General features: G+C 67.4%; 24 protein-coding genes. 14 read left to right on the top strand and 10 right to left on the bottom strand.

The genetic code is table 11. The features are described from left to right. Positions 1-4: 4 nt before the first annotated feature. Entirely contained in the window at positions 5-625 is a 621-nt protein-coding gene (gene yczE, locus LFT49_RS03760) for a membrane protein YczE (RefSeq protein ID WP_237429794.1), read from the bottom strand. Between the two features lie 60 nt (positions 626-685). Here yczE and yczR point away from each other — a divergent pair, with 60 nt between their 5' ends. Together yczR and LFT49_RS03750 are read left to right on the top strand one after the other, a co-directional pair. Next, the gene (gene yczR / locus LFT49_RS03755; RefSeq protein WP_237429793.1) at positions 686-2,194 is read left to right on the top strand and encodes a MocR-like transcription factor YczR; all 1,509 of its coding nucleotides are present in this window, start codon (positions 686-688) and stop codon (positions 2,192-2,194) included. Between the two features lie 155 nt (positions 2,195-2,349). Further along, positions 2,350-3,318 (top strand): RluA family pseudouridine synthase, encoded by a 969-nt coding sequence (locus LFT49_RS03750; protein WP_237430465.1) that lies wholly within the window; start codon positions 2,350-2,352, stop codon positions 3,316-3,318. A 15-nt stretch (positions 3,319-3,333) separates the two neighbouring features. On the opposite strand, the gene LFT49_RS03745 is transcribed toward LFT49_RS03750, so the two are convergent. Beyond that, a complete protein-coding gene (locus LFT49_RS03745) occupies positions 3,334-3,858 on the bottom strand; it encodes an O-acetyl-ADP-ribose deacetylase (protein ID WP_236821201.1) in 525 nt (174 codons plus the stop codon). Positions 3,859-3,892: 34 nt separating this feature from the next. On the opposite strand from LFT49_RS03745, the gene LFT49_RS03740 reads away from it, so the two are divergent. Next, a complete protein-coding gene (locus LFT49_RS03740) occupies positions 3,893-4,516 on the top strand; it encodes a DedA family protein (RefSeq protein WP_237429792.1) in 624 nt (207 codons plus the stop codon). Here LFT49_RS03740 and LFT49_RS03735 read toward each other — a convergent pair. The 4 genes from LFT49_RS03735 to LFT49_RS03720 all read right to left on the bottom strand — a co-directional run bounded on the left by LFT49_RS03735 (position 4,513) and on the right by LFT49_RS03720 (position 9,007). After that, the gene (locus LFT49_RS03735) at positions 4,513-4,818 is read right to left on the bottom strand and encodes a hypothetical protein (protein WP_236800999.1); all 306 of its coding nucleotides are present in this window, start codon (positions 4,816-4,818) and stop codon (positions 4,513-4,515) included. The genes LFT49_RS03740 and LFT49_RS03735 overlap by 4 nt on opposite strands. Positions 4,819-4,852: 34 nt before the next feature. Then, positions 4,853-7,660 (bottom strand): phosphoenolpyruvate carboxylase, encoded by a 2,808-nt coding sequence (gene ppc / locus LFT49_RS03730; protein WP_236800998.1) that lies wholly within the window; start codon positions 7,658-7,660, stop codon positions 4,853-4,855. 79 nt (positions 7,661-7,739) lie between these two features. After that, positions 7,740-8,312, bottom strand: a complete 573-nt coding sequence (locus LFT49_RS03725) for a hypothetical protein (protein ID WP_236821200.1) — start codon at positions 8,310-8,312, stop codon at positions 7,740-7,742. Positions 8,313-8,320: 8 nt separating this feature from the next. Beyond that, positions 8,321-9,007 (bottom strand): NADPH-dependent F420 reductase, encoded by a 687-nt coding sequence (locus LFT49_RS03720; RefSeq protein WP_237429791.1) that lies wholly within the window; start codon positions 9,005-9,007, stop codon positions 8,321-8,323. 103 nt (positions 9,008-9,110) lie between these two features. Here LFT49_RS03720 and LFT49_RS03715 point away from each other — a divergent pair, with 103 nt between their 5' ends. Continuing rightward, positions 9,111-9,983: a DUF1684 domain-containing protein gene (locus tag LFT49_RS03715; protein ID WP_237429790.1), complete on the top strand. Its 873-nt coding sequence runs from the start codon at positions 9,111-9,113 to the stop codon at positions 9,981-9,983. 13 nt (positions 9,984-9,996) lie between these two features. Here LFT49_RS03715 and LFT49_RS03710 read toward each other — a convergent pair whose 3' ends face one another. Further along, positions 9,997-11,202: an acyl-CoA dehydrogenase family protein gene (locus LFT49_RS03710; protein WP_237429789.1), complete on the bottom strand. Its 1,206-nt coding sequence runs from the start codon at positions 11,200-11,202 to the stop codon at positions 9,997-9,999. After that, the gene (locus tag LFT49_RS03705; RefSeq protein ID WP_237429788.1) at positions 11,199-11,993 is read right to left on the bottom strand and encodes a 3-hydroxyacyl-CoA dehydrogenase; all 795 of its coding nucleotides are present in this window, start codon (positions 11,991-11,993) and stop codon (positions 11,199-11,201) included. The genes LFT49_RS03710 and LFT49_RS03705 overlap by 4 nt, the downstream gene beginning before the upstream one ends. A 146-nt stretch (positions 11,994-12,139) precedes the next feature. Between LFT49_RS03705 and LFT49_RS03700 the strand changes: the two genes are divergently transcribed. Next, positions 12,140-13,420 (top strand): glycoside hydrolase family 76 protein, encoded by a 1,281-nt coding sequence (locus LFT49_RS03700; protein WP_237429787.1) that lies wholly within the window; start codon positions 12,140-12,142, stop codon positions 13,418-13,420. On the opposite strand, the gene LFT49_RS03695 is transcribed toward LFT49_RS03700, so the two are convergent. Next, on the bottom strand, positions 13,417-14,019 hold the full coding sequence (locus tag LFT49_RS03695; RefSeq protein ID WP_237429786.1) for a YdeI/OmpD-associated family protein: 603 nt from the start codon (positions 14,017-14,019) through the stop codon (positions 13,417-13,419). The two genes, LFT49_RS03700 and LFT49_RS03695, sit on opposite strands and share 4 nt — an antisense overlap. A gap of 106 nt (positions 14,020-14,125) precedes the next feature. On the opposite strand from LFT49_RS03695, the gene LFT49_RS03690 reads away from it, so the two are divergent. From LFT49_RS03690 to LFT49_RS03660, 7 genes are all read left to right on the top strand, one after another. Next, the gene (locus LFT49_RS03690) at positions 14,126-14,872 is read left to right on the top strand and encodes a VOC family protein (protein ID WP_237429785.1); all 747 of its coding nucleotides are present in this window, start codon (positions 14,126-14,128) and stop codon (positions 14,870-14,872) included. A 9-nt stretch (positions 14,873-14,881) separates the two neighbouring features. After that, complete coding sequence (locus LFT49_RS03685; RefSeq protein ID WP_236800987.1) at positions 14,882-15,421, top strand: NUDIX hydrolase family protein; 540 nt, start codon at positions 14,882-14,884, stop codon at positions 15,419-15,421. Between the two features lie 88 nt (positions 15,422-15,509). Next, complete coding sequence (locus tag LFT49_RS03680) at positions 15,510-16,541, top strand: DUF6707 family protein (protein ID WP_237429784.1); 1,032 nt, start codon at positions 15,510-15,512, stop codon at positions 16,539-16,541. 72 nt (positions 16,542-16,613) lie between these two features. Continuing rightward, complete coding sequence (locus LFT49_RS03675) at positions 16,614-17,342, top strand: SRPBCC family protein (protein WP_236821194.1); 729 nt, start codon at positions 16,614-16,616, stop codon at positions 17,340-17,342. A gap of 70 nt (positions 17,343-17,412) precedes the next feature. Beyond that, positions 17,413-18,699, top strand: coding sequence for a tRNA guanosine(34) transglycosylase Tgt (gene tgt / locus LFT49_RS03670; RefSeq protein ID WP_236800983.1), 1,287 nt, complete (start codon positions 17,413-17,415; stop codon positions 18,697-18,699). A 35-nt stretch (positions 18,700-18,734) separates the two neighbouring features. Continuing rightward, positions 18,735-19,493, top strand: a complete 759-nt coding sequence (locus LFT49_RS03665; RefSeq protein WP_237429783.1) for a dienelactone hydrolase family protein — start codon at positions 18,735-18,737, stop codon at positions 19,491-19,493. Between the two features lie 155 nt (positions 19,494-19,648). Beyond that, the gene (locus tag LFT49_RS03660) at positions 19,649-20,584 is read left to right on the top strand and encodes a hypothetical protein (RefSeq protein WP_237429782.1); all 936 of its coding nucleotides are present in this window, start codon (positions 19,649-19,651) and stop codon (positions 20,582-20,584) included. A gap of 120 nt (positions 20,585-20,704) precedes the next feature. On the opposite strand, the gene LFT49_RS03655 is transcribed toward LFT49_RS03660, so the two are convergent. After that, the gene (locus LFT49_RS03655) at positions 20,705-21,439 is read right to left on the bottom strand and encodes a queuosine precursor transporter (RefSeq protein WP_373462153.1); all 735 of its coding nucleotides are present in this window, start codon (positions 21,437-21,439) and stop codon (positions 20,705-20,707) included. A 223-nt stretch (positions 21,440-21,662) separates the two neighbouring features. Between LFT49_RS03655 and LFT49_RS03650 the strand changes: the two genes are divergently transcribed. Together LFT49_RS03650 and LFT49_RS03645 are read left to right on the top strand one after the other, a co-directional pair. After that, entirely contained in the window at positions 21,663-22,319 is a 657-nt protein-coding gene (locus tag LFT49_RS03650; RefSeq protein WP_237429780.1) for a TetR/AcrR family transcriptional regulator, read from the top strand. A 26-nt stretch (positions 22,320-22,345) separates the two neighbouring features. Further along, positions 22,346-23,257, top strand: coding sequence for a TIGR01777 family oxidoreductase (locus LFT49_RS03645; RefSeq protein ID WP_237429779.1), 912 nt, complete (start codon positions 22,346-22,348; stop codon positions 23,255-23,257). Positions 23,258-23,282: the final 25 nt, after the last annotated feature.

The following is a 23,282-nucleotide window of genomic DNA, read 5'->3' as shown; positions in this document are numbered from 1 at the left end:
GCAGTCAACAGTTCGCCGCGCTGCTTTCACTGCTGGTCTTCCGCGGTGCGGGATTCACGGTGAAGCGCGGCAGCAGCACGTGCACCAGGGGGCCGATGGCCAGCGCGTACACCACCGTTCCCACGCCCACCGAACCGCCCAGCAGCCAGCCGGCCGCCAGCACGGTCACCTCGATGAGCGTGCGGGACATCCTTACGGTCCATCCGGTCCGGCGGGCCAGGCCAGTCATGAGACCGTCACGGGCACCCGGCCCAAAGCCGGCCCCGATGTAACAGGCCGAGGCGATGGCGTTTACCAGTACGGCCCCGGCGAGGAGCACAATCTGGACGGCCAAGTGGGATACCGGTGGGAGCAGTGCCAGGCCGATGTCCGCGAAGACGCCGACCAGGATGGCGTTGCACAAAGTCCCGAACCCAGGCATCTGCCGCAACGGGATCCACAGCAACAACACCAGGAAACTCACGATGATGACCACCAGGCCAATACTGAGCCCGGTGCGGTTGGCCAGCCCCTGGTGGAAGACGTCCCACGGATCCAGGCCCAGGCCGGCGCGGATGAACATGGCCAAGGAGATGCCGTACAAGGCGAGGCCGGTGAAGAGCTGGATCAATCTGCGGGTCATCATGCAACCATGTTCGCAACCAACTGGCATTTGTTTACATATCCAGTCTGAGATACTGGCTACATGGCCGCCGCCCTTACCGCCCTCTCCTTATCCCGCCTCCTTGGCCCTTGGAACAGCGGAACGGGACCGGCCTACCGTGAACTGGCCGACGTGGTGCGGCTGCTCATCCTGGATGGTCGGATACCGCTCGATACTGCCCTGCCCAGTGAGCGTTCGCTGTGCGATGCCCTGGCAGTCAGCCGCACCACGGTGACCGCGGCCTACGCCTCCCTCCGCGAGCAGGGGTTCCTCAGCAGCGGGCAAGGGAGCCGGGGCAAGACCCGCATTCCCGAACTCACTCCGTTCGGCCCGGCACTCTTCGGTCCCCAGCCGCCGTCCGCCGTCCCCCCGGCGCCAGGGCTCACCGCACCCGGGCTCACTGCGCCCGGGCTGGCTGCGCCTGGGGGACTTATCGACCTGGCATATTCCGCGCTGCCCGCGAGCGGCGAGGTGGTGCACCGGGCCTTTGCCGCGGCCCTGACCGAGCTTCCCGCCCTGCTCCCCGGCTTCGGGTACGACGCCCTGGGACTGCTGCCGCTGCGCCAAGCGGTGGCGGACCGGTATTCAGCAGCCGGAGTGCCGACCCACCCAGGCCAGATCATGGTGACGTCCGGCGCCCAGCACGCCCTGACCATCATCATCCGCACCCTCGCCGACCGGCAGGACCGCATCCTGGTGGAGCACCCGAGCTACCCCCATGCGCTGGATGCCGTCCGCTCGGCCCGGTGCAGGCCGGTACCGGTGTCGTTCGCGGAGTCCGGCTGGGACCTGCCGGCACTGGAATCCGCCATGGCGCAGCAACAGCCAAAACTTGCATACGTGGTCCCGGACTTCCACAACCCCACGGGCATGATCATGCCTGATGCCCAGCGCCGCCGACTGGCCCGCGCCGCCGCGGCGGCCGGAACCGTGCTGGTGGCGGATGAGACGCTCCGGGACCTCAACCTCGACGGCGTTGCCACAACTCCCCTTGCCGGGTTCAGCAGCTCTGTTGTGTCCATCGGATCGCTGAGCAAGTCCCACTGGGGCGGCCTGCGCACCGGCTGGATCCGGGCATCGGAACCGATGATCCAGCGCTTCGCCGCAGCCCGCACCACCCTGGACCTTGGCGGCCCCGTCATGGAGCAACTGGCCGCTGCCCACCTGGTCCGGGCCCTGGAAGAACCACTGCCCGCACTGCTGCAGACGCTGCGCCGCAACCGCTCCGCACTGCTCGGCCTCCTCGCGGAGCACCTCCCGACGTGGCAGGTGACGCCGCCTCCCGGCGGCCTGTCCGTGTGGTGCAGGCTTCCCGGACCCATCAGCACGGCGCTTACCGTGCTGGCGCCGGACTTTGGCATCAGGCTGGCGGCAGGCCCCCGGTTCGGGATCGGCGGCGCATTCGAACGCAACCTGCGGCTGCCCTTCACGCTCCCGCCGGCGAAGCTGGAGACCGCGGTGCTGGCCCTGCGGGCCGCCCAGGACAAACTCGACGCCGCACCCCAGCTTCGGCGCTCACTGACCCAGGCGCCCGCCATCGCCATCGCCTGATCCGGGAACAACTTCCCCACGGAGGTCGCCGGAACGGTGCGGGAACCCCGGGAACGGTACGGCGTCCCCGCACCGTTCCGGCGGTTTGGGGAGGCACCGGTCACGGGAGCCTTCAAAGGAAGGACAATATTCGGCACCGGTAGAATGGACCGGTGATGCAATCCCCCCTCCCCGTGCGCGACGGCGTCAACGCCACCCGCCTGCGGCTTCCGGACGAGGGTCCGTGGAACACTGCGATGGACTACATGATGCACCGGTGGGGCCACATCGATCCGCAGGGCATCGAGGACCGGTTCGACGCCGGCGAGATCGTGGGCGAGGGCGGCGTGCCCCTGACCCGGCACACCAAGCTGGAGGACCACACCTTCATCTGGTACTACCGGACGCTGCCCCCGGAAACCCGCCTGCCGGTGGAGCTCAGCATCCTGCACCAGGACGAGCACCTGCTGGTGGTGGACAAGCCACATTTCCTGCCCACCACGCCGGGCGGCACCTACATCCAGGAGTCCGCCCTGGTCCGGCTGCGCAACCAGCTGGACCTGCCGGACCTGATCCCCATGCATCGGCTGGACCGCATGACCGCCGGCGTCCTGCTCTTCTCCACCAATCCGCTAACGCGCGGCAAGTACCAGGTGCTGTTCGAGAAACGGCAGGTGCAGAAAGAGTACGAGTGCGTTTCCGCCGCCGAGCCCGCGCCGGGATACCCCGCCGTCGAATTTCCCGTGGTGGTCCGGAACCGGATGACCAAGTCCCGCAGCTACCTGCTGGCGGAAGTCGTCGACGGCGAGCCGAACGCTGAAACCAGGATTGAGCGGCTGGAAACGTTCGACGGCGGCACGGCTGTGGGTGCGGCCGGAACCTCGGGTGCCCACCGCCTCGCACGGTATCGGCTGGAACCGCACACCGGCAAGACCCACCAACTGCGCGTCCACATGGCTTCCCTGGGACTGGGGATCGTCAACGACGCCTTCTACCCGGACCTGCTGGACAAGGCCCCGGACGATTACGCCAAGCCGCTCCAACTCCTGGCCCGCGGCATCCGTTTCGTGGACCCTATCTCGGGGGAGCCCGTGGAGTACCGCAGCGGCCTGGAGCTCAGCGAAGCGGTCCGGGCACATCCCTAAACTTCTGGCCCGTCCTTAAACCCCGAGCACTTCCCTAAACACGGCCTCGACCCCGGCGGTGTGCAGTACGAACTCCACCAGCTCCAGACCGCTGTCCGGGTGCGAGGACCGGAACCCTGCCACAGCGTCCTGCGCTGCCTGCGCCACAGCCGCCGCGCTCCACCCGTAGGCTCCGGCTCCCACCGCGGGAAAGGCCATCTCCTGCGCACCCAAAGTGTCGGCCAGCCGCAGGCTTTCGCTGAAGCAAGACACCAGGAGCGCACGGTTGGTCTGGCCCGCATGCCGGTTGGGCCCCACTGTGTGCACCACCCAGCGGGCGGGCAGCTGGAACGCGGGGGTCGCCACGGCGGCGCCGGTTTGGAGGCCGTGCGGCAACGCGCTTTCCCGCAGTTCTCTGCACGCTGCCAGCAGCTCCGGCCCGGCGGCCCGGTGCAGCGCTCCGTCCACTCCCCCGCCGCCGAGCAGTGACGCGTTGGCGGCGTTCACCACCACGTCCACCCGCCGCTGCGTAATGTCGCCCTGCAGAACAGAGATCCGCATGCCGCCAGTTTCCCAAGTGCGGTACGTTGTGGCAATGGACTTCGGCAGCATCGACAGCTGGGGAGCGACCTTCTATTTATGGGTCGTCCCGATGGTGATCGGCGACGCCATTTTTCCGCCCATCCCGTCCGAAATGGTGGTGATTACCGGCGGCGCGCTGTCCGCGGACGGTCGGGCCAACGTGTTCCTGGTGCTGGTGCTCGCAGCCGTGGCGTCCTGGCTGGGTGACATGGTGGTGTTCCATCTCTTCCGGCGTCGCCTCAGCCATGTGCTGGACCGCTGGAAGTGGGGCCGGCGCGTCCATGCCGGCATTCATTCGGCGCTGGCCAAGGCGGGGCGGTCCTCCACCTACGGAACCATCATCGGCGCCCGGTTCATCTCCGGCGGCCGGCTTGCCACTTCGGCGGCGTCTGGCGTGGCCAACGTTTCGGTCCGGGGCTTCGGCCTGTGCGCCGGTCTGGGAGCGGTCCTGTGGGCGTGCTGGCTGGTGGGCCTGGGGTACTTCACCGGTTCAACCACCAAGCTGCCGTTCTGGGCCAGCTCCCTCATAGGCGTGGCGCTGGGCCTGGTGATCGGCGCCGTCGTGGGCATCATCGTCACCCGCCGGCGCGGCAACCGCTCGCCGGTGGAGGACGAGCCCATCCCCGACGCAGGCTAGACGGGCAGCCACTTGCCGCGGCTGCGCCGCAGCACGCTCAGTGCACCCGTCAGCGCAACGCGTTCGACGGCGTCGCGCATCATGGCTGCCGATTCCACCGCCTGGCGGTTCTCGCCGCTGTATTCACTCGCCTCCACGAGGAAGCGCAGGTTCAGCTGCGGCACGCCTCCGGCGAGCTGGAGCTGGTGCGCCTCCACATGGTGTCGGGTACCCAGCGCCTCCACCGCCGCGTCCATGACGGACTCCGGCGGATTGCCCGGCCGAAGCCCGGTGATCTTGAGGCGGGTCTGGAAGGAAGGCATGCCCTCCACCCTATCCAAACGCCGGGTTGGAGGGTTACCCGGTGTTGCGGAGGCCGGCTGCCACGCCGTTGACGGTGATGAGCATGGCCCGCTGGAGGCGTTCGTCGGGTTCGGCCCCGCTGATTTCGGATTCTGTCCGGATGCGGCGCAGCAGTTCCACCTGCAGGTAGCTGATGGGGTCCAGGTACTGGTCGCGGATTTCCAGGGAGCGCTTCAGGGTTGGCTGCGCGTCCAGGAGGATGTCCTCGCCGGTGAGCTTTCGCACCTCGGCCACGGTGAGCTCGTACTCCTCGCGGATGGTCCGGAAGAGGTGGTGGAGTTCCTCCGGGACCAGGGTGGACACGTAGTAGCCGGCGATGTCCATGTCCGTCTTCGCAAGTGTCATCTCCACGTTGGACAGCACGGAGCGGAAGAAGTGCCAGTGGTCCATCATTTCCACCAGCTGGGCGGAGTGGCCGGCCTCGCGGGCGGCCTTGAGACCGGATCCCACACCGAACCAGCCCGGCACGATCTGCCGGGACTGGGTCCAGCCGAACACCCACGGGATGGCGCGCAGGCCGCCCAGGCCGGAACCCGAATCCGGGCGCTTGGACGGGCGGGAACCGATGTTCAGGGAACCCAGCTGCTCTACAGGCGTGGAGGCCATGAAGTAGGCGGGCAGGTCGGGATGGTCGATCAGCTTCCGGTACCGGTCAAAGGCGGCGTCCGAGATCACCTCCATGACGTGCCCGTAGCGTTCCCGCTGGTCCTCTGAGGTGCGCGGGTCACGGTGCAGGGCGGACCCCTGGAGCACAGCGGCCAGCGACAGCTCCAGGTTTTCGCGGGCGAGCTCCGGCAGGGAGTACTTGTCGGAGATGACTTCACCCTGCTCGGTGAACTTGATCTCGCCTTCCAGGACACCGTTGGGCTGGGCCAGGATGGCATCGTAGGTGGGTCCGCCGCCGCGGCCTACGGAACCGCCGCGGCCGTGGAACAGGCGTACGCGGACACCGTGCTTGGCGGCGATATCACGCAGCTTCCGCTGGGTCTTGTGGATTTCCCACTGGCTGGTCATCACACCGGATTCCTTGTTGGAGTCCGAGTAGCCCAGCATCACTTCCTGGACGTCCCCGCGCAGCCGCACCAGTTCGCGGTATGAGGGATCGGAGAGCAACTGGTCAATGATCTCGGCGGAGGCCCGCAGTTCCTCCACGGTCTCCAGCAGCGGCGCGAAGCCGAGCTTGGCGTAGGGCTTGTCACCGAAAAGGTTGATGAGTCCGGCCTCGCGGGCCAGTACGGCGGCGGCCAGGACGTCGTCGGCACCGCGGGTCATGGAGATGATGTAGGTCTCGATGACGTCCGGGCCGTACAGGCGCAGGGCGCGGCGGATCTCCCGGAAGACGTCGTACGTGCCGTCGGCGGCACCGTCGAGCTTGATGGGGTGGCCGGACAGCGGACGGCGGGAGGCCAGCTCGGAGCCAAGCACCTCAAAGCGTTCCTCGCGGCTCAGCTCGGCGTAGCGCAGCCCAGGGCCGCCGATCCGGTCCATCAACTGCCCCACGGCGTCGTGGTGGTGGTCTGCATGCTCGCGGATGTCCAGCGTGGCCAGGTGCAGGCCGAAGGAGGCGATGGCGCGGCGCACCCGGGCCAGGGAACCGTCGGCAGCCAGCGCTGCGGAGTGGTTGCGGAGCGACAGCTCCAGCAGGTGCAGGTCTGCCAGCAGTTCGTCCGTGCCGCTGTAGTCACGGCCGTGTTCGTGGTTGGAGTTCGCAGCCACGCGTTTGCCGGTGTTGATGAGCTTGGCCTTGATGCAGGTGAGCTTGAGCCGGTAGGGCTCCTGGGCGTTCAGCTCCAGGACGCGCTTGTCCAGGCCGGGGAGCTTCTGCAGGTCCTCGTCGATGGACTTCAGCAGCGATTCGTCCGCGCCTGCCAGTGCAGTGGAGTTGGAGAGGATGGAGATCAGTTCGTCGATCATCCCAATGCTGATCCGGATGGCACTCTGGTTCTGGATCTGCAGGATTTCCCGGGTCACGGCCGCGGTGACGTTCGGGTTGCCGTCGCGGTCACCGCCGATCCAGGAGCCGAACCGGATGGGGGCGTCCTTGGAGGCAAGGGTGACGCCGTGCTCGCCCAACAGCTCTGAGAGTTCGGACAGCATTTCGGGCATGGCATCGGTGAGGATGCCGCCCAGGTAGTAAATGGCGTTCCGGGCCTCATCGACCGGGGTGGGGCGGACCTGGCGCAGCTCATCCGTCTGCCACATCTGGTCGATGATCTCCGCCAGCTGCCGGTCCTGCCGGCGCCGGGCCGTGGACCCTTCCGCGGTGGACTGGGACAGGACGTCGGAGAGCTTGCGGATCTTGTCCAGGACCGAGCGGCGGGAGGCTTCGGTGGGGTGTGCCGTGAAGATGGGGCGCACATCCAGGCCGTTGACCACTTCCTGCAGGACGTCGGGTCCGGCCTGCGCGGCGATGTCCGCCACGGTCTTGGCCAGCCAGCCGTCCTTTTCGGCGCGGGTCCGCAGGCCGCGGACGCGGTGGACCTGTTCTGCGGCGTTGGCCAGGTGGAAGTAGAACGCGAAGGCACGGACCAGGTCGGTTGCCTGCTCGATGGGCAGGGAGCCGAGGAGTTCACGGACCTGGGCAACGACGTCGTGCGCGCTCCAGGGACCGGTGGCGTGCGCACCGCCCCGCGCCGCTTCCTTGGATTCCTTGGTCAGGAGCCGGACCTGCTCCACGAGGTCCAGGAGCTCCGGCCCGTGCTGGCGGACCAGGGACTCGCCCAGCAGCGTGGAGACGCGCCGGACGTCCGCGCGCAGTTCGGAGGCAAGATCGGTTTCGGGGGGTGTTGCAGTGTGAGCCATTGAAACAATCTTTCGAGGGGTTCGGACTTGGCTCGTACACTGCGCTGGATACTGTGAGCCACGTTACTAGCTAAAGATGCTACCCCCGCTCCTGCGCGGCAGTGGAATCCGTCTCAAAAGATGTCGTGATACCCACGTGGCGTTTGACGGCTTCGAGTTCCCTGCGTAGTTTTTCCACCTCGTCCTGCCATGCGACAGCCTCGGCCTTCCGGCGGCGTGCAAGCCGGGCCTGCACTGCTGCGGCTGCCAGCGCCAGCGGGACGGAAACGGCCAGCGCCCAGCCTGCGGCCGCGAAGAAGCCCAGTGCAACAGGCAGTGCGGCCTGGAAGTCGATGAAGTCGTTGACGCTGCCGGCCATTCCGGCCATCGCTCTCTCAAGGGGCTCCAGGAACTGGCCCACCACAGGGGTCCCGGACAGCGACGGCGGAGCGAGCTTGGCCTGCGCATCCCCGCCCCAGCGGCCGTCCGCCAGGTGGTTCAGGACGTAGATGCCGGCACCGATGTTGACTGCCATAAAGACGACGACGGCGGCGAGCGCCGCGAGGTCCACTCTTCTTCGCCGCCACACCAGCACGCCCGCGCCGGCAGCCGCGGCGGCTATCCAGGTGAGCGCCGCCAGCCACTCCCGATTCACTCCGCCAAGGATGTCCACCTCCCCATTCAAACCCGGCGGATGACTTTGAAGTTGAAATCAGGGGTCCCCAGCGCGCCGAACAACCGCAGCCAGAGCGGCAGCACCATCTCGGCGCCGCGGGCCGTGGTGATGTCGCCCAGGTCGATGATGTCCCGGTGGCCCAGCGATTCCAGCAGGCCGGTGACAACCTTTTTGGCTTCGGCGTCGTCGCCGGAGACGAACACTGAATGGTCTCCATCCGCCAGCCGGCGCGGATCCACCATCAGTCCGGCATTCATGGTGTTGAGCGTCTTCACCACCCTGGCCAGGGGAAACGCCTGTTGGATCCGCTCAGCCAGGCTTTCCGTGTTGACCGGGTTCAGTACCGGCGGCATCCCCTGCGAGAAGTCGAGCGGGTTGGACACGTCCACCAGGACTTTTCCCGCCAGCCGTGCGGCGCCTGCCGCGCCCAGGGCCGCAAGGGATGCGGCGCCGTTCGTGGCATTGACCACCAGCTCACTGTCACCCGCAGCGTCCGCGAAGGTGCCCAGCAGGATGTCGCCGTGCCCTGCCTGCCATTCCTTGAATGGCGGACCGCCCATGGGATCCGGGCTGGTCCGGCCGGCGGTTTCGCCAGGATCCCGCGTGCCCAAAACCACCTGGTGCCCCAACGCGCTGAACGCGGCTGCCAGGGTGCGCCCTACTGTGCCCGTGCCAAGAACTGCGATCTTCATGGCAGAACGCTACTCTCCGCACCACATGGAACAAGAGGACTTGGTACGGAATGAACACGCCATTCTTGCGGTTGTAGCGGGAGCACACGCAACGGAAGGAACCATGGCCACCACCCCAGCCGCCCCAACTTCAACTGCCGCAGCACCAACGGCCACCGCCCCAGCCGCGAAAGTGGAGCGCTGGCACCGTTTCCGCACCAACCGGGACAAGGCCCTGGCCTCGCCCCATGGCTGGCTCACCCTCACCTCCTTCCAGTGGCTTGGGGACTCCCCCGCCGCCGTCGACCTCGCCCCGGGGTTGTGGTCCACTGACGCAAAGGGCACGACGGCGTTCCTCACCGCGGTCCCTTCAGACGGGCTCACGCTGGTGGAGACGGGCGAACGGGTGGACGGCACCCTGTCCGCCGTCCTGGCGGACGAGGAGTCGCTGATGTGGGTGCAGTTCGGCGGGCCGGACGGGGACCAGGTGGTGGTGGAACTGGCCATGCGCGGCGGGCGGTACGCCATCCGCACCCGGGACAACGCCTCACCGGTCTTCACGGAATTCGACGCCGTCCCCACTTACCCCTTCAACCCGGAATGGGAAGTGACGGGCCGGTTTGAGCCCTACCCTGCGCCGGTGGACGTACCGATCGGCACCGCGAACCCATTGGTGGACGGCGTGCACCGCAGCGTGGGCGAGGTAGTCTTCAGCCTGCCCGGCAGCAGCCACGAGTTCCGGCTGCAGGCGGAGGAAGAGAAACTCGGCGCCCTGACCGTCACGTTCCACGACGAAACCAACGGGGACACCACAGATGACTGGCGGAAGCTTTCCCTCTCCAGGCCGCGGCCCGACGGTTCCGTGGTCCTCGATTTCAACCGGGCCATCAACTACCCCAGCGCCTTCACCCCCTTCGGCACCTGCCCCATGCCCGTGAAGAACAACAGCCTGGACGTGCGGGTGGAGGCCGGCGAGAAGCAGCCCTATCCCGCCTAGCGCCCGGGGAAGTTCAGGAAATGGCCGAAATGCCCGTGATGGCCCGGCCCACGATCAGGGTGTTGACCTCGAATGACCCCTCGTAGGTGTAGATGGCCTCTGCGTCGGCGAAGATCTTGGCCATCCGGTAGTCGGTGACGATGCCGTTTCCGCCCAAAATCGACCGGCCCAGCGCCACGGTTTCGCGCATCCGGGCACTGAGGTAGGACTTGGCCAGGGCCACCTGCGGCATGTCGGCGGCGTCCTGGTCCTGCAGCCTGGCGATCCCGGCCATCATGGACATGCTGGCCACCGCGTTGCCCAGCATGGTCACCAGCTGCTGCTGGATCAGCTGGAAATGGGCCAGCGGCCGGCCGAACTGGTGGCGTTCCACCGCGTACTGCCGGGCAACGTCGAACGCTGCCAGCTGCTGGCCCACCGCTTGCCAGGCCACCATGATCCGGGAGCTGCGGAGCAGTTCCTTGGTGTCCTCGAAGCTGTTGATGCGGGCAAAGCGGTCCGCTTCCGGCACCAGGACGTCGCGGAACTCTATGTTCGCGTTCTGCACCGTGCGCAGGGCGATCTTGTTCTCGATCCTGCTCCGGCTGACCCCCGGCAAAGTGGCGTCGACGATGAAGCCCCGGACCGCGCCGTCCGCCTCGTCCCGGGCCCATACCAGCATGTAGTCGCAGAACGTCCCGTTGCCGATCCAGCGCTTGGCACCGTTGAGCACCCAGGCGTCGCCGTCGTCGTCCGCTTCTCCTGTCATCGACGAAACCCGCCTGGCACGCGTCTCCATGCCGCCGGCCACGTCGGACCCGTGGAGGGGTTCGGTGAGCGCGAAGGCACCGGTGGTGCGCAACTCCGACGCGTCAGCGAGCAACCGCTCCTTCTGGTCCTCGGTGCCGAAGGTGTGGAGGGATTCCACAAAGAGGTCGTGATGGACCAGGAAGAAGGTGGCCAGGGATGTGTCCACCCGGGTTATCTCCGCGATGACCAGTCCGGCGAAGAGGTGGCTGTAGCCGCGGTGCACGGGCGTGCTCAGTTCCAGGGCGGCCAGCTTGGGCAGGATGTGCGCCGGAAACTCGGCCTTGTTCCACCAGTCCCCGGCGTAAGGGGCAACCTCGGCCGCCAGGAAGTCCCGCAGCTCGGCCAGCTTGTTCCGTTCGGCCTGGCCCAGCATCGATTCCACCGCGAAGAAGTCCGCGGCCGGCAACAGCGAAAGGTCCGGGGCGCTCATTTCGGTCCCATCCTGATGGCACCGTCCAAGCGGATGGTTTCGCCGTTCAACATGGCATTGTCCACGATGTGCGCCACCAGGTTGGCGTATTCCTCCGGCTTGCCCAGCCGGGAAGGGTGCGGGACCTGGGCGCCGAGTGAATCCTGCGCTTCCTGCGGCAGCCCGGCCATCATGGGTGTCTCGAAGATGCCCGGAGCAATGGTGACCACCCTGACCAGCGATCGCGCCAGCTCCCGGGCGATGGGCAAGGTCATCGCCGCCACTGCACCCTTGGACGCGGAGTAGGCGGGCTGGCCGATCTGTCCGTCGAAGGCCGCCACGGAGGCCGTGTTGATGATGACCCCGCGTTCGGGGCCGCCCAGCGGGGTGGCGGCGGGCTCGGTGGCCACCATGGCTTCGGCGGCCAGCCGCAGGACGTTGAACGTGCCCACCAGGTTCACCTGGATGACGCGGCTGAATGTGTCCAGGGGCAGCACACCGTCGCGTCCCAGCACCTTGCCGGGCGTGGCGATCCCGGCGCAGTTCACCACGATCCGGAGCGGGCCCATTCCCGCGGCGGTCCCGACGGCGGCCCGCACGTCAGCCTCGCTGGTCACGTCCGCCGGGGCGAAGACGGCGGACTGGCCGGCTTCGGCGCGGCCGTTGAGTTCGTCCGCCATTGCCTGCCCGTTCGAGGACGGCAGGTCGACGAGCACCACCGAAGCGCCGCCGTCGAACAATCTCCGTGCGGTGGCCGCTCCCAGCCCGGACGCACCGCCTGTCACCAGTGCGACGCTGCCTTTGATGTCCATACATCCTCCTTGATGCGCGTGTCCCCATGCCGCGGCGCGGCCTCGAGCAACAGTTAATGAATGTTAACTGAAATCGCCCGGGGCCGCACCCTTCGCACAGGCCCCGTTGCCTTGGCCTCCCCGTCGGCACGGTTAGGGTGGACGGCATGACGTCCAGCAGCACCTCCATGACCGCCTGGCCAGACAGGGCAAACCATGCGGCCCGCTCCGTCACCGCCCTGTTCGGCCACAAGCTGCTGTTCCTCCCCGGCACCCACCTGGGCGCGGTGCTGTGGCAGGGCAGGCACCCGGGCCGGCAGGCCCAGCAGGAACAACAGGATCAAGCCGCCCATCCGGGCAGCCGGTGGTTCGCGTTGCTACGGCGGGCCCGGCCTGCCGCCGCTATGGCGCTCCCGTGGCACTACTGGTGGCAGGCGCATTACGTGGACTGCCTGGTGGACACCGGCAGGAGGGAACTGGGTAGCGGAGCGACCCCCGCGGCCCGGTTCGACGGCCCGGACCGGCCCAGCGCAGGCCACCTGGCCTCGCGGCTGGTGACGGGCATCAGGCTCCGCAACGCCCTGACCTTTGTGAACAGCTATTACGACGACATGGCCTGGCTTGCCCTGGCCACCCTGCGGCTGGACCGGCTGGCCGAGGAGACACGGCGCCCCGGCCGCCGCCGCAACGCCAAAGTCCGCGCGTCGCTGGCGCTGCAGTTCGACGCGGCCTGCACCGACGACCTGGGCGGCGGCACGTTCTGGAGCAAGAAGCGGGACTTCAAGAACACCCCCGCCACAGCGCCGGTGGCACTGTTCTATGCCCGCACGGGCCAGCCGATCAAGGCACAGGCGCTGCTGGACTGGCTGGATGCAACCCTGTTCGACGCCGGGCAGGGCCTCTACCTGGACGGCGTCCGCCTCAACCCGGCCGGCGACGTGGTGGTGGAACGGGCGGTGTACACCTACAACCAGGGCCCGGTGCTGGGCGCGCTCCTGGAGCTGGGCGGCGAAGCGAACCTGGCGCGGGCCGCCGTCCTGGTGGACGCGGTGCAGCAGCTGCTGACGGTTCCCGCCGGCCCGGATAGCAGTGCAGCCCAGCGCTCGGTGCTCCGCTGCGAGGGAACCGGCGACGGCGGCCTCTTCACCGGGATCCTCTGCCGTTACCTGGCCCTTGCCGCAGCGGATACCCGGCTTCCCCACGCCACCCGTGCCACAGCCGCCCGGTTGGTGACGGACACTGCTGAGGCGTTCTGGTCCGGCCGCCGCCCGGTTGGCCCCAGCGAGGCCAATGCGCGGCTGCAGGGCAGGAGTATTTTCTCGATGCATGCGGCCCAACCGGCGGCCGCGACGTATCCGCCGGGGGCCGCCGTCGAGCTCGCCACCCAACTGCAGGCATGGATGGCGCTGGAGGCTGCCGCGGCCGTAACCGCCGCAGGCCTCCCCTAGTCCAGCCCGGCGGGCCGCCTCTTCTGCGGATAGGGCGTCTCACCGCGGGCCAGCATCTCAACGAAACCGGCGATCCTGCGCTCCCGCGTTGCGGCCTGCTTCGCCGAGTTGGTCCGGTACACCAGGGAGAACAGGTTGGTTTTGGTGAGCACATCGAACATCGCCTGGGCGGCCGGGTTTGCAGCGATGGCGGCGGCCAGGTCCTCGGGAACCTGCACATCGGCTTGCCCGCCGTAGGCCGCTTCCCAGCGGCCGTCCGCCTTGGCCGCCTCCACTGCCGCCCGGCCGGCCTCGGTCATCTTGCCGGCCTCTTCCAGCCGGGCGACGTGCCCCACGTTCCGTGCGGACCAGATGCTGCGGGGGCGGCGCGGGGTCATCCGCTGGAACACGCTTTCGTCATCGCGGCGCCGGCCCTGACCGTCAATCCAGCCGAAGCACAGTGCCTCGTCCAGTGCGGCCGCGTAGTCCAGGCCCGTCACCGTCCCGCCCTTCTTGTGCAGGACCAGCCACACGCCCGGGCTGGTGCTGTGGTTTTCCTCCAGCCAGGCGCGCCAGGCAGCGGCATCCGGCACCAGCAATTCCTCAAGGTCATCGGCCATGGCCTAATTCTGCCTGTGGAATGGCAGGCCACAAGCCCCGTGTGCACCGGATCTTCAGGTGGCATTATGGCCCTACAGACCGTCCCCCAGCCCGAAGGACAACGCCATGCTTCGAGTCCGCCCCGTCCACTTCACCTCACGCACTGACTCCTGGAAGCAGTTCCTCACCGCTCTGGGGATGGTGCAGACAGAGGACGACGGCGGCTGGCAGGTTTTCGATTCCGCGTCGGGCCGGCTGGCGCTCCACGGGGCGGAGGCCGGGTCCGGGCAGGACGGCCACACCGTATTCGCGGTGGAGGTGGGCGACGTCGCCGAATTCGCGCGCCGCACCAACCTGTCCGCGCAGGAAGAGGATGGAGTGCAGGGGGAAGGAACGCGGCCTGCTGAGCTGGTCACGGCGGCCCACGGCGAAACGTGCCGGATCAGCGCCCCCGACGGCTTCAGTTTCATGGCCGACAAAGCAGCCCACGCCGCCCAGTGCGCTGACGCCGACCCCGCCCTGGCCGTCGTCGCGGTCTGGTACACGGCGGACCCGGAGGGAGCCGTCCGCACGCTGCTGCATGTGGGCGCCCGCCCCCGTCCCGTCCCCGACAACGACGAAACCGCGGACTTCACGGCCAAGAACGGCGGCGTCCTCCTGGTGCGTCCGGCAGCAGGGGCACCCCGCTCGGGTTTGGGCTTTGAATACGACGGCGGCCTGGAACCGTTGCGGGACCGGCTCACCGCGGCCGGTTTCACCGCCAGCCTCACCGAGGAGGCGTTCGGAAGCACCCTCCACGTGGCAAATCCCGACGCGGGCAGCCCCAACGCGCCCGCCACGGTGTGGATCTCCCAGCGACGCCCCATGGGGTAGAACTTAAGCATGAACGTGCGCACACCTGACCCGAATCCCGGCTGGCTCTCTGAAGAAGACCTCTTTGAGGCGCGGGGGCGGCTGCCCATGGTGTACGTGGAAGCCGTACCGGTCAGGCTGGATCCGCTGGGGTACGTCAACGAGGTGGGCACGCTGCTGCAGGCGGATTCGGACGGGACCATGGTGCGTTCCCTGGTGTCCGGCCGGGTCATCTACCGCGAAACCATCCGCGCCGCCCTGTTGCGCCACATGGAAAAGGACCTGGGTCCGCTGGCGTTCCCGCAGCTGCCGTTGAGCCCCGTGCCGTTCACGGTGGCCGAATACTTCCCCGCGCCCTCCCAGACAGGGTTCACGGACGAGCGGCAACACGCCGTGTCGCTGGCCTACGTCATCCCGGTGACGGGCGAGTGCGAGCCCCGCCAGGACGCCCTGGAACTGACCTGGATGACCCCCGAGGAAGTCCTCAGCCCGGGCGTCCAGATGGAATTTTCCGGCGGCCGCGGCGGCCTCATCCGGCAGGCCCTGGCGTTCGCAGGCGTGGGCTTCTAGGCACCCCGCCGGGACGTGGGGGTCCCCGGTTTTAGGCGCCCGCCTTTGTAGACTGTAGGGCGGACCGCAAGAGAACTTAAGGACTCCCATGACCGAATCACCAGCCGCCAGGCACCACAGTGAACAGCAGGCTGGATCTCTGACCACCGGCAGCCACATCCTCCTCCCCGACGGCCGGCGCACTGCCGAAATCGACCAGGTGGAGCTCGAGCACGACGACTTCGGCTCCCCGGCACTGGTGCTGGCAAGCCTTTCCGGCGGCGGAACGCTGCGGGTGGCCATCGGCACCATGGTCACGGTGGTGGACGGAGCGCACGACGACGTCACACAGCTTCCGCTGTCGGCAAACCTTCCGGAGCCCACCCCGCCGGCGGAAGCCGCCGCGCCCAAGGACGGACGGCAGGAGCAGCCCGGCCCCGGAACCGGGCCTATCGCCGTTTCCCCCGCCGTCGTCGTGCCTCCCCTCCCGCCGCTGCCGCCCGCGGTGACCGGGCCCAGCGAGGAGGAACTCGCGCTCATCCCGGCCCCTTCCGGCACCCCCGAGTCCGTGGTGGAAGCCGCCGCCGAGGCGCACCCGGACGCAGAGGGCGTCCTGCTCCTGACCGACCGGCTGTCCAAGGGCGTGAACTTCAAGTCCGGAAGCTGCCTGAAGGACCTCAGCGACCTGGCGCACGAACTGTTTATCACCCTGAAGGACGCCGACGGCGCACTGTCCGTGGCGGACCTTTTGACCGTGCTGCCCTATGACGGGAACCCGGGCCGGTGGACCTCTGTGGAGGCGTCCCTGGCGCTGGCCAGCTACATCTGCCGGCAGGACGGCCAGGACAAACGCGCTGAGGTGTACGAGAAGCTGATCCGCACGCCGGAGAACCAGGAAACGGACCCGTTCAAGGCGCGGATGGCCGCCAAGGTGCGGCAGCGCTCGCTCAACGAACCCAACCTGTACGACAAGGAAATCTTCCGCTCCATCGATAACTCCAACCATGACGCCGAGCGCGAATGGCGGCTGCTGCGGCTGGAGTCCCTGCTCTTCCTGCGGGCGCACGGCGGCTCGGAAACCATCGGGATGTCGGAGCTGGAACGGCGCATCAGCAACGAGCTGGAGGCCGTCCGCTCCTGAGCTTCCGGGCATCTGCCTGACGGGGGAAATTGCCCCTACCCGGGGCAGTTTCCGGGGCGTACATTCGGGGCTATGACCAACAATCTCAGCGTAGTGATCAACGCCGACGCGCCGCAGGTCTGGACCATGCTGCGTGAACCGTCCAAGGTGGCCCAGTGGCATGGCTGGCAGTCCGAGGACCTCGAGTCCGAGATTAAGGAGATCTACTTCTCCAGCGATGTGCAGGAAGCACCGGACCACACCAGCCTTACCGTGCACGGCGGGGACACGTTTGAGCTCCACCCGGAGGCCGGTGGAACCCGGGTCAGTGTCACCCGCTCCGCCGTGGACCATGACTCCGAGTGGGCTGCCTGGGACGAGGACATCACGCAGGGCTGGCTGACGTTCCTGCAGCAGCTCCGCTTCGCCCTGGAACGGCACCCGCACGGCAAGCGGCATACCCTGTTCCTGCACTTGACCGAGGGAAACGGCTCAGCCATCGAGAAGCTGGGGCTCGCCGACCTCCCGGCGGCGGGTGAGCCGTACCAGGTGACGCTGGGCACGGGCGAGGAGATCAGCGGCAAGGTCTGGTACCGCACCAGCCACCAGGTGGGCCTCACGGTGCACAGCTACGCGGAGCACGGCGAGGGGCTGCTGGTGGTCGCCGACCACCCGGCCATCAAGGACGTCCGCGCGGAGGGCGAGGGCTCGCTGATTGTCGCTTCCACCTACGACCTTGGGGCAGGGGCTTTCGACGCCATCCGGCAGTCCTGGGATTCCTGGCGGGCTTCGAACTACCCGGCCTCGGAACCGGCCAGCTGAGCTAACCGGTCCCGGGGTTTACTGGGGCCGGGTTTACTGGCGCCGTGCGCTTTGCTGGCACACTGGTACGGTGCCAGCCAACCCTGCCTTCGCCCTGCCGGATACCCGTTCACAGTTTTCCTTCACGGTGGGCACGCGCCTGGCGGAGTCCTGCCCGCCCTCCCAGGCGCAGGAGGCCGAAAACGGCGGGGAGTTCCTGGGCCGCACTGGCACCATCACCACCCCGCACGGTGAGATCCAGACACCGGCTTTCATCGCCGTCGGGACCAAGGCAACGGTGAAGTCCGTCCTCCCGGAATCCATGGCGGACCTTGGCGCGCAGGCACTGCTGGCCAACGCCTACCACCTCTACCTGCAGCCGGGACCTGACATCCTTGACGAAGCCGGCGGCCTCGGCGCATTCATGAACTGGCCCGGCCCCACATTCACGGACTCCGGCGGATTCCAGGTGATGAGCCTGGGCTCCGGGTTCAAGAAGGTCATCGACATGAAGTCCGTGGACGCCTCCGGCCCGGATGACGCCGTAGCCCCCGGCAAGGAACGCCTGGCACACATCGACGATGACGGGGTCTGGTTCAAGTCCCACCTGAACGGGGACCGGCACCGGTTCTCCCCCGAGATTTCCATGCAGGTCCAGCACCAGATCGGTGCGGACATCATGTTCGCGTTCGACGAGCTCACCACGCTGCAGAACTCTCGGCGCTACCAGGAGGAGTCGCTGGAGCGGACCCGGCTCTGGGCGGAGCGGTGCCTTGAGGAGCACTTCCGCCTGACGGAGGAACGGGCCGGCAAGCCGTACCAGGCGTTGTTCGGCGTGATCCAGGGCGCCCAGTACGAGGACCTGCGCCGAAAGGCGTGCCGTGATCTGGGCGCCATGCCGTTCGACGGGTTCGGGATCGGCGGGGCGCTGGAGAAGGAAAACCTCGGCACCATCGTGCGCTGGTGCAATGAGGAACTGCCGGAGGACAAGCCGCGGCACCTGCTGGGCATCTCCGAGCCGGACGACATCTTCACCGCCATCGAAAACGGCGCCGACACCTTCGACTGCGTCTCCCCCACCCGCGTGGCCCGCAACTCCGCCTTCTACACCCCGGAGGGCCGGTTCAACCTCTCCGGAGCCAAGTACAAACGCGATTTCGGCCCGCTCCAGGAGGGCTGTGACTGCTACGCCTGCGCCAACTACTCCCGCGCCTACATCCACCACCTGTTCAAGGCCAAGGAAATGGTGTCCGCCACCCTCATCTCCATCCACAACGAGCGGTTCGTGGTGAAAATGGTGGACGATGCCCGGCTGGCCATCGAGTCCGGCACGTTCTTCGACTTCAAGGCCGAGACCCTGGGCCGGTACTACTCCTGAGAGCCGCTTCCGGGTGCCTCCGGTAGGGTGGCCCCATGCCTATCGAATCCATCGAAATCCCTGCCGCTGACGGTGCCGCCGAGGCCTTGGTAGCCCGCCCGACCAACGGAACCGGCCCTTTCCCGGGCGTCATCTTCTACATGGATGCCTTCGGCCTGCGTCCCCGAATCCAGGAGATGGCCCAGCGCATCGCCGACTGGGGCTACGTGGTGCTGGCACCAAACGTTTTCTACCGGGAAGGAACGGCTGGGGAGCTGGCCCCCGCCGGGGACATGACCAGCCAGGAAGGCCGGGAGGCAGCCGGCAAGGCCGCCTTCCCCAGGGTCGGCCGGCTGACCTCGGACAAGGCGCTGCCGGACATCGATGCCTGGGTTTCAGCGCTCCGGGAGCTTGACGGCGTTGCACCCGGCCCCATCGGAACCACCGGCTACTGCATGGGCGCCCGGCTCGCCGTCCGCACTGCCACCTCCCACCCCAACCAGGTGGCAGCGTGCGGCGGCTTCCACGCGGGCGGCCTCGTCACCGACGAGCCGGACAGCCCGCACCTGGGGCTCAAGGACGCAAAAGCTCGGTTCGTCTTCGGCCATGCGGACCACGACCGGAGCATGGCCCCGGAGGCCGTCGCGCAGCTGGGTGAAACGCTCAAGAAAGCGGGTCTTGAGGCGTCCAATGAAATCTACGAGGGCGCTCCGCATGGCTACACCATGGCGGACACCTCCGCGTTCCACCCCGAGGCCACCGAGCGGCACTTCACGGAACTGCGGGCGCTGCTGGACGGTGCGCTGAAGGGCTAAGCCGGCGCCCGCCGTCGAACTCGCCGGAAAGCTGCCGGATCGCCGGAACGTTGCGGCGAGTTCGATGGGTTCCGGCGAGCCCGCGCCGCAGGACGTTTTACACATAACGACGGCGGCGCCTTCCGGCGGTGCCGCAGCGGCAGGATCCTGTGGGGATGACACCACAGCCAGTCCGCCTCCCTGCACTTCCGAGCACCGGCAACCTGTGGCGAACGGGGCAACTGCACGAGGAGGGCCTCAACGGACGGGCCATCAAGACCCTGGTGCTCAACCGGAAGCTTGTCCGCCTTCGCCACGGCTGCTACATCCGCGCCGAGCTCTGGGATAAGCAGTCGCGGCCTGTTCGCAGCAGGCAGTTGATTCACGCCCATGCCCATGGGACGCTGACCACCTCACGGGGCGGCTATGTGTACAGCCACACATCGGCGGCCCGGCTGCACGGTTTGTATCTATGGGATGTCGATAACCTGATCCACCTTCTACTGCCAGGAAACCCCTCAAGCGAGCGGCTCGGTAAGGATGTCTGCGGCCATACCCGGCCCTGGACCGAGGCGGAGGTGGTGATTCGCGGCGGCCTCCGGGTGACCTCGCTTGAGCGGACGGCAGTGGATTGCGCCATGATGCTGACCTACCGCCAGGCGCTCGTGCTGATGGACCACGCCCTCCGGCTCGGTGCAGACAAAGCGCTGATGGAAAGCATGGCTGACGGCCTGCAGGGACGCCGCGGGATCCGTACCCTCCGGCTCGCACTCACCCACGCAGAACCACGGTCGGAGTCAGCCGGTGAGACGCTCACCCGCGAACTCCTGACACGGCTGAAGCTTCCGCTGCCGGAGCCCCAAGTCCCCGTAGCCACGGGGGCAGGCCAGTACCGCCTGGATTTCGCCTGGAAGGAAAAGAAGGTGGCCCTCGAATTCGACGGGAAAACCAAGTACTTCGATTACAAGCCGACGCCCGAGGTGCTGTTCCAGGAACGGCAGCGGGAGAATGCACTCACCGAGAACGGCTGGACCTTCCTGCGCGTGAAATGGGCCGACCTCTTCCGCGAACAGGAGTTCAAAGCCCGTGTCCTAGCCGCACTCCAACGGTAGCCCGGCCGCCCCAGGGCCAAATCGCCGGAACGGGACCAGGTCGCCGGTTCCTTCCGGCGATCCCGCACCGTTCCGGCGTGCCGGAACCAGACAGCCGGAACGCACGACGCCGGGCGGCAGCTACGCGGCGTTCGTCACCGCTGCCGCGGGCGGGGTTGCGAGGCCGTAACTGGGTTCACGCCTCTTGACCCAGTTGATGGCCAGCGAGGTGACGGGGACGAAAAGGAACTCAACCAAAGTCTTGTAGACGAACCCCACAAGCACGTAATTCACGAAGCTGCCGAAGTCAGTGATGCCGATGACGGACGCGGCGATGCTGCAGAAGATCAGCGTGTCCACGAATTCCCCAGCGCCGGAGGAGCCCATGAGCCTGGCCCACAGGGACTTCTCACCGGTGCGTGCCTTCATGCGCACCAGGATCCAGGAGTTAATGGTCTGCCCGGCCAGGAAGGCGAGCAGCGAGGCGAGGACGATCTGCGGCACAGGGCCCAGGGCGCCTTCCAAGGCGGACTGCTTCGCGGCTCCGTACTCGTCGTCGAAGCCGGGCAGCGCAATTACCACCCAGTAGCAGAGCGAGGCGAAGACGGACATCGCAAAGGTCGTGAGAATGGCCTTGCGGGCCACCTTGAAGCCATAGACCTCACTGATGACGTCGCCCAGGATGTATGCGAGGGGGAAGAGGAAAAAGCCGCCGTCGGTGACAATGGGGCCGAAGGCGACGCCCTTGGATGCTCCTATGTTGGAGAGGATCAACACCACGGCCATGGTCGCCAGCATGATCCCGAAGTAGGGCGAACCGATGGCGGCGAAGCTGGCACCTTGGTGGGCCGGCCGCGGGAGGGCGGCATCGGGCATGGCACTTTGGCCGGGGGAAGAAGACATGACGGTGTCCGTTCGGGAGTGGTTGGCCGGCGCCCAGCAGTGGGCAGCCGGTTGTATTAGCACTCGGGTAATTCTCGCATCGCGTTGGACGGGATCGCTCCTTGGCGCAGGCAGACCAATTCCCGTGAGCGTTTGAACATGTTCAACTGCTTGTGGCACACTATTTTTGAACACGTTCAGGAATTTGGAGGCGCCGGTGGCAGCCAAGGGCGAACACACCAGGCAGCGGGTGGCGGACACCGCACTGCGCATGTTCCGCGAGATCGGCTTCGAGAAGACCACCATGCGGGCCATCGCTGCAGAGGCCGGCGTTTCCGTTGGCAATGCCTACTACTACTTCTCGTCCAAGGATGATCTGGTCCACGAGTTGTACCTCCAAGTGCAGGCCGAACACGCCGCGCGGGCAGCCGAATTGCTGGACGCCGCCGCCGGGTTCGCGGACCGCCTGAAAACCACTCTGCACGCGGGCCTGGACGTCATGGCGCCCTACCATGCTTTCGGCGCGGATTTCGTGGCCACCGCTATCCGGCCCACATCGCCGGTGAATCCCTTCTCGGCGGACTCAACGCCCGCGCGGGAGGCAGCGCTGGATATCTTCAGGCGCACGGTGGACGGGTCCAGCCCCGCCGTACCGAAGAAGCTGCGGGCCGAGCTGCCTGAACTGCTGTGGCTTTGCTACATGGGGATCACCCTCTTTTGGGTCTACGACTCCTCGGAAGGCCAGCGGCGGACCCGGAAGCTGGTGGACGGCGCAGCGCCGCTCATTGCCCGCGGCCTCTCACTGGCCCGCATTCCGGGTGTCAGCAAGGTGCTTGACGACGTCCTCGACCTGAGCCGCAGCATCCGCGACTAGGACAGAAGCGAACATTGGGGGAAGAGATGAACAGTGCAAAGACAGTCGTAGTGGCCGGCGCCTCCGGCTTCATTGGCACCTATCTTTGCAGGCGTTTCCGCGAGGACGGCTGGACGGTGCGGACCATAGGACGCGACGGAGCGGGTGGTTCCACAGCCGCATGGGATGACGACGCCGGCATGGCCCGGGTGCTCAACGGCGCCGACTTGGTGGTGAACCTCGCCGGACGCTCTGTCTCTTGCCGCTACAACCAGCGGAACAAGAAAATCATTCTGGACTCGCGGGTGGCCACCACCCGGGCACTGGGGCGGGCCTTCTCGCAATGCCAGGTCCCGCCGCCCACCTGGCTGAATGCCAGCACCGGCACCATCTACCGGGATGCCCGCGACCGTCCCCAGTCCGAGGCCGACGGCGACCTTGGTTCCGGCTTCTCCGTGGACGTCGCAAGGGCCTGGGAAGCGGCCCTCACCGCAGCGGACACCCCGAAGACGCGGAAGATCCCGCTGCGGATCGCCATCGTGCTGGGCCGCGGCGGCGGTGCACTGAGGCCGTTCGCCACCCTCGCGCGACTGGGCCTGGGCGGGCATATGGGCGACGGCCGGCAGAAGTTCAGCTGGGTCCACGTGGAGGACCTGTACCGCAGCATCCTCTTCCTGCACGCACGGACCGACATCACCGGGCCCGTCAATGTGGCCTCACCGGACGTCGTCACCAACCAGGAAATGATGCGCCTGGTGCGCCGGGCCTATGGCGCACGGTTCGGGCTGCCCACCCCTGCCTGGCTCCTCCGGGCGGGCGCCGTCCTGATTTACACGGAGACCGAACTGGTCCTGAAAAGCCGCTGGGTCCAGCCGCAGAAACTTCTTGACGCCGGATTTGCCTACAGCCAGCCGGAGCTGGGCAGGGCGCTCTTGCAGATCGCCAAGGGGACAGCCTGACGGTCAAATAATGAACCGCTTGGAC

This window comes from Arthrobacter sp. FW306-06-A (genome assembly GCF_021870055.1).
Taxonomy (GTDB): domain Bacteria; phylum Actinomycetota; class Actinomycetes; order Actinomycetales; family Micrococcaceae; genus Arthrobacter.
This window is presented reverse-complemented; position numbering and strand designations above follow the sequence as displayed.

Coding starts and splice junctions, on each gene's coding strand:
- yczE (WP_237429794.1), bottom strand. CDS start 625: ATGATGACCCGCAGATTGATCCAGCTCTTCACCGGCCTCGCCTTGTAC.
- yczR (WP_237429793.1), top strand. CDS start 686: ATGGCCGCCGCCCTTACCGCCCTCTCCTTATCCCGCCTCCTTGGCCCT.
- LFT49_RS03750 (WP_237430465.1), top strand. CDS start 2,350: ATGCAATCCCCCCTCCCCGTGCGCGACGGCGTCAACGCCACCCGCCTG.
- LFT49_RS03745 (WP_236821201.1), bottom strand. CDS start 3,858: ATGCGGATCTCTGTTCTGCAGGGCGACATTACGCAGCGGCGGGTGGAC.
- LFT49_RS03740 (WP_237429792.1), top strand. CDS start 3,893: ATGGACTTCGGCAGCATCGACAGCTGGGGAGCGACCTTCTATTTATGG.
- LFT49_RS03735 (WP_236800999.1), bottom strand. CDS start 4,818: ATGCCTTCCTTCCAGACCCGCCTCAAGATCACCGGGCTTCGGCCGGGC.
- ppc (WP_236800998.1), bottom strand. CDS start 7,660: ATGGCTCACACTGCAACACCCCCCGAAACCGATCTTGCCTCCGAACTG.
- LFT49_RS03720 (WP_237429791.1), bottom strand. CDS start 9,007: ATGAAGATCGCAGTTCTTGGCACGGGCACAGTAGGGCGCACCCTGGCA.
- LFT49_RS03715 (WP_237429790.1), top strand. CDS start 9,111: ATGGCCACCACCCCAGCCGCCCCAACTTCAACTGCCGCAGCACCAACG.
- LFT49_RS03710 (WP_237429789.1), bottom strand. CDS start 11,202: ATGAGCGCCCCGGACCTTTCGCTGTTGCCGGCCGCGGACTTCTTCGCG.
- LFT49_RS03705 (WP_237429788.1), bottom strand. CDS start 11,993: ATGGACATCAAAGGCAGCGTCGCACTGGTGACAGGCGGTGCGTCCGGG.
- LFT49_RS03700 (WP_237429787.1), top strand. CDS start 12,140: ATGACGTCCAGCAGCACCTCCATGACCGCCTGGCCAGACAGGGCAAAC.
- LFT49_RS03695 (WP_237429786.1), bottom strand. CDS start 14,019: ATGGCCGATGACCTTGAGGAATTGCTGGTGCCGGATGCCGCTGCCTGG.
- LFT49_RS03690 (WP_237429785.1), top strand. CDS start 14,126: ATGCTTCGAGTCCGCCCCGTCCACTTCACCTCACGCACTGACTCCTGG.
- LFT49_RS03685 (WP_236800987.1), top strand. CDS start 14,882: ATGAACGTGCGCACACCTGACCCGAATCCCGGCTGGCTCTCTGAAGAA.
- LFT49_RS03680 (WP_237429784.1), top strand. CDS start 15,510: ATGACCGAATCACCAGCCGCCAGGCACCACAGTGAACAGCAGGCTGGA.
- LFT49_RS03675 (WP_236821194.1), top strand. CDS start 16,614: ATGACCAACAATCTCAGCGTAGTGATCAACGCCGACGCGCCGCAGGTC.
- LFT49_RS03665 (WP_237429783.1), top strand. CDS start 18,735: ATGCCTATCGAATCCATCGAAATCCCTGCCGCTGACGGTGCCGCCGAG.
- LFT49_RS03660 (WP_237429782.1), top strand. CDS start 19,649: ATGACACCACAGCCAGTCCGCCTCCCTGCACTTCCGAGCACCGGCAAC.
- LFT49_RS03655 (WP_373462153.1), bottom strand. CDS start 21,439: ATGCCCGATGCCGCCCTCCCGCGGCCGGCCCACCAAGGTGCCAGCTTC.
- LFT49_RS03645 (WP_237429779.1), top strand. CDS start 22,346: ATGAACAGTGCAAAGACAGTCGTAGTGGCCGGCGCCTCCGGCTTCATT.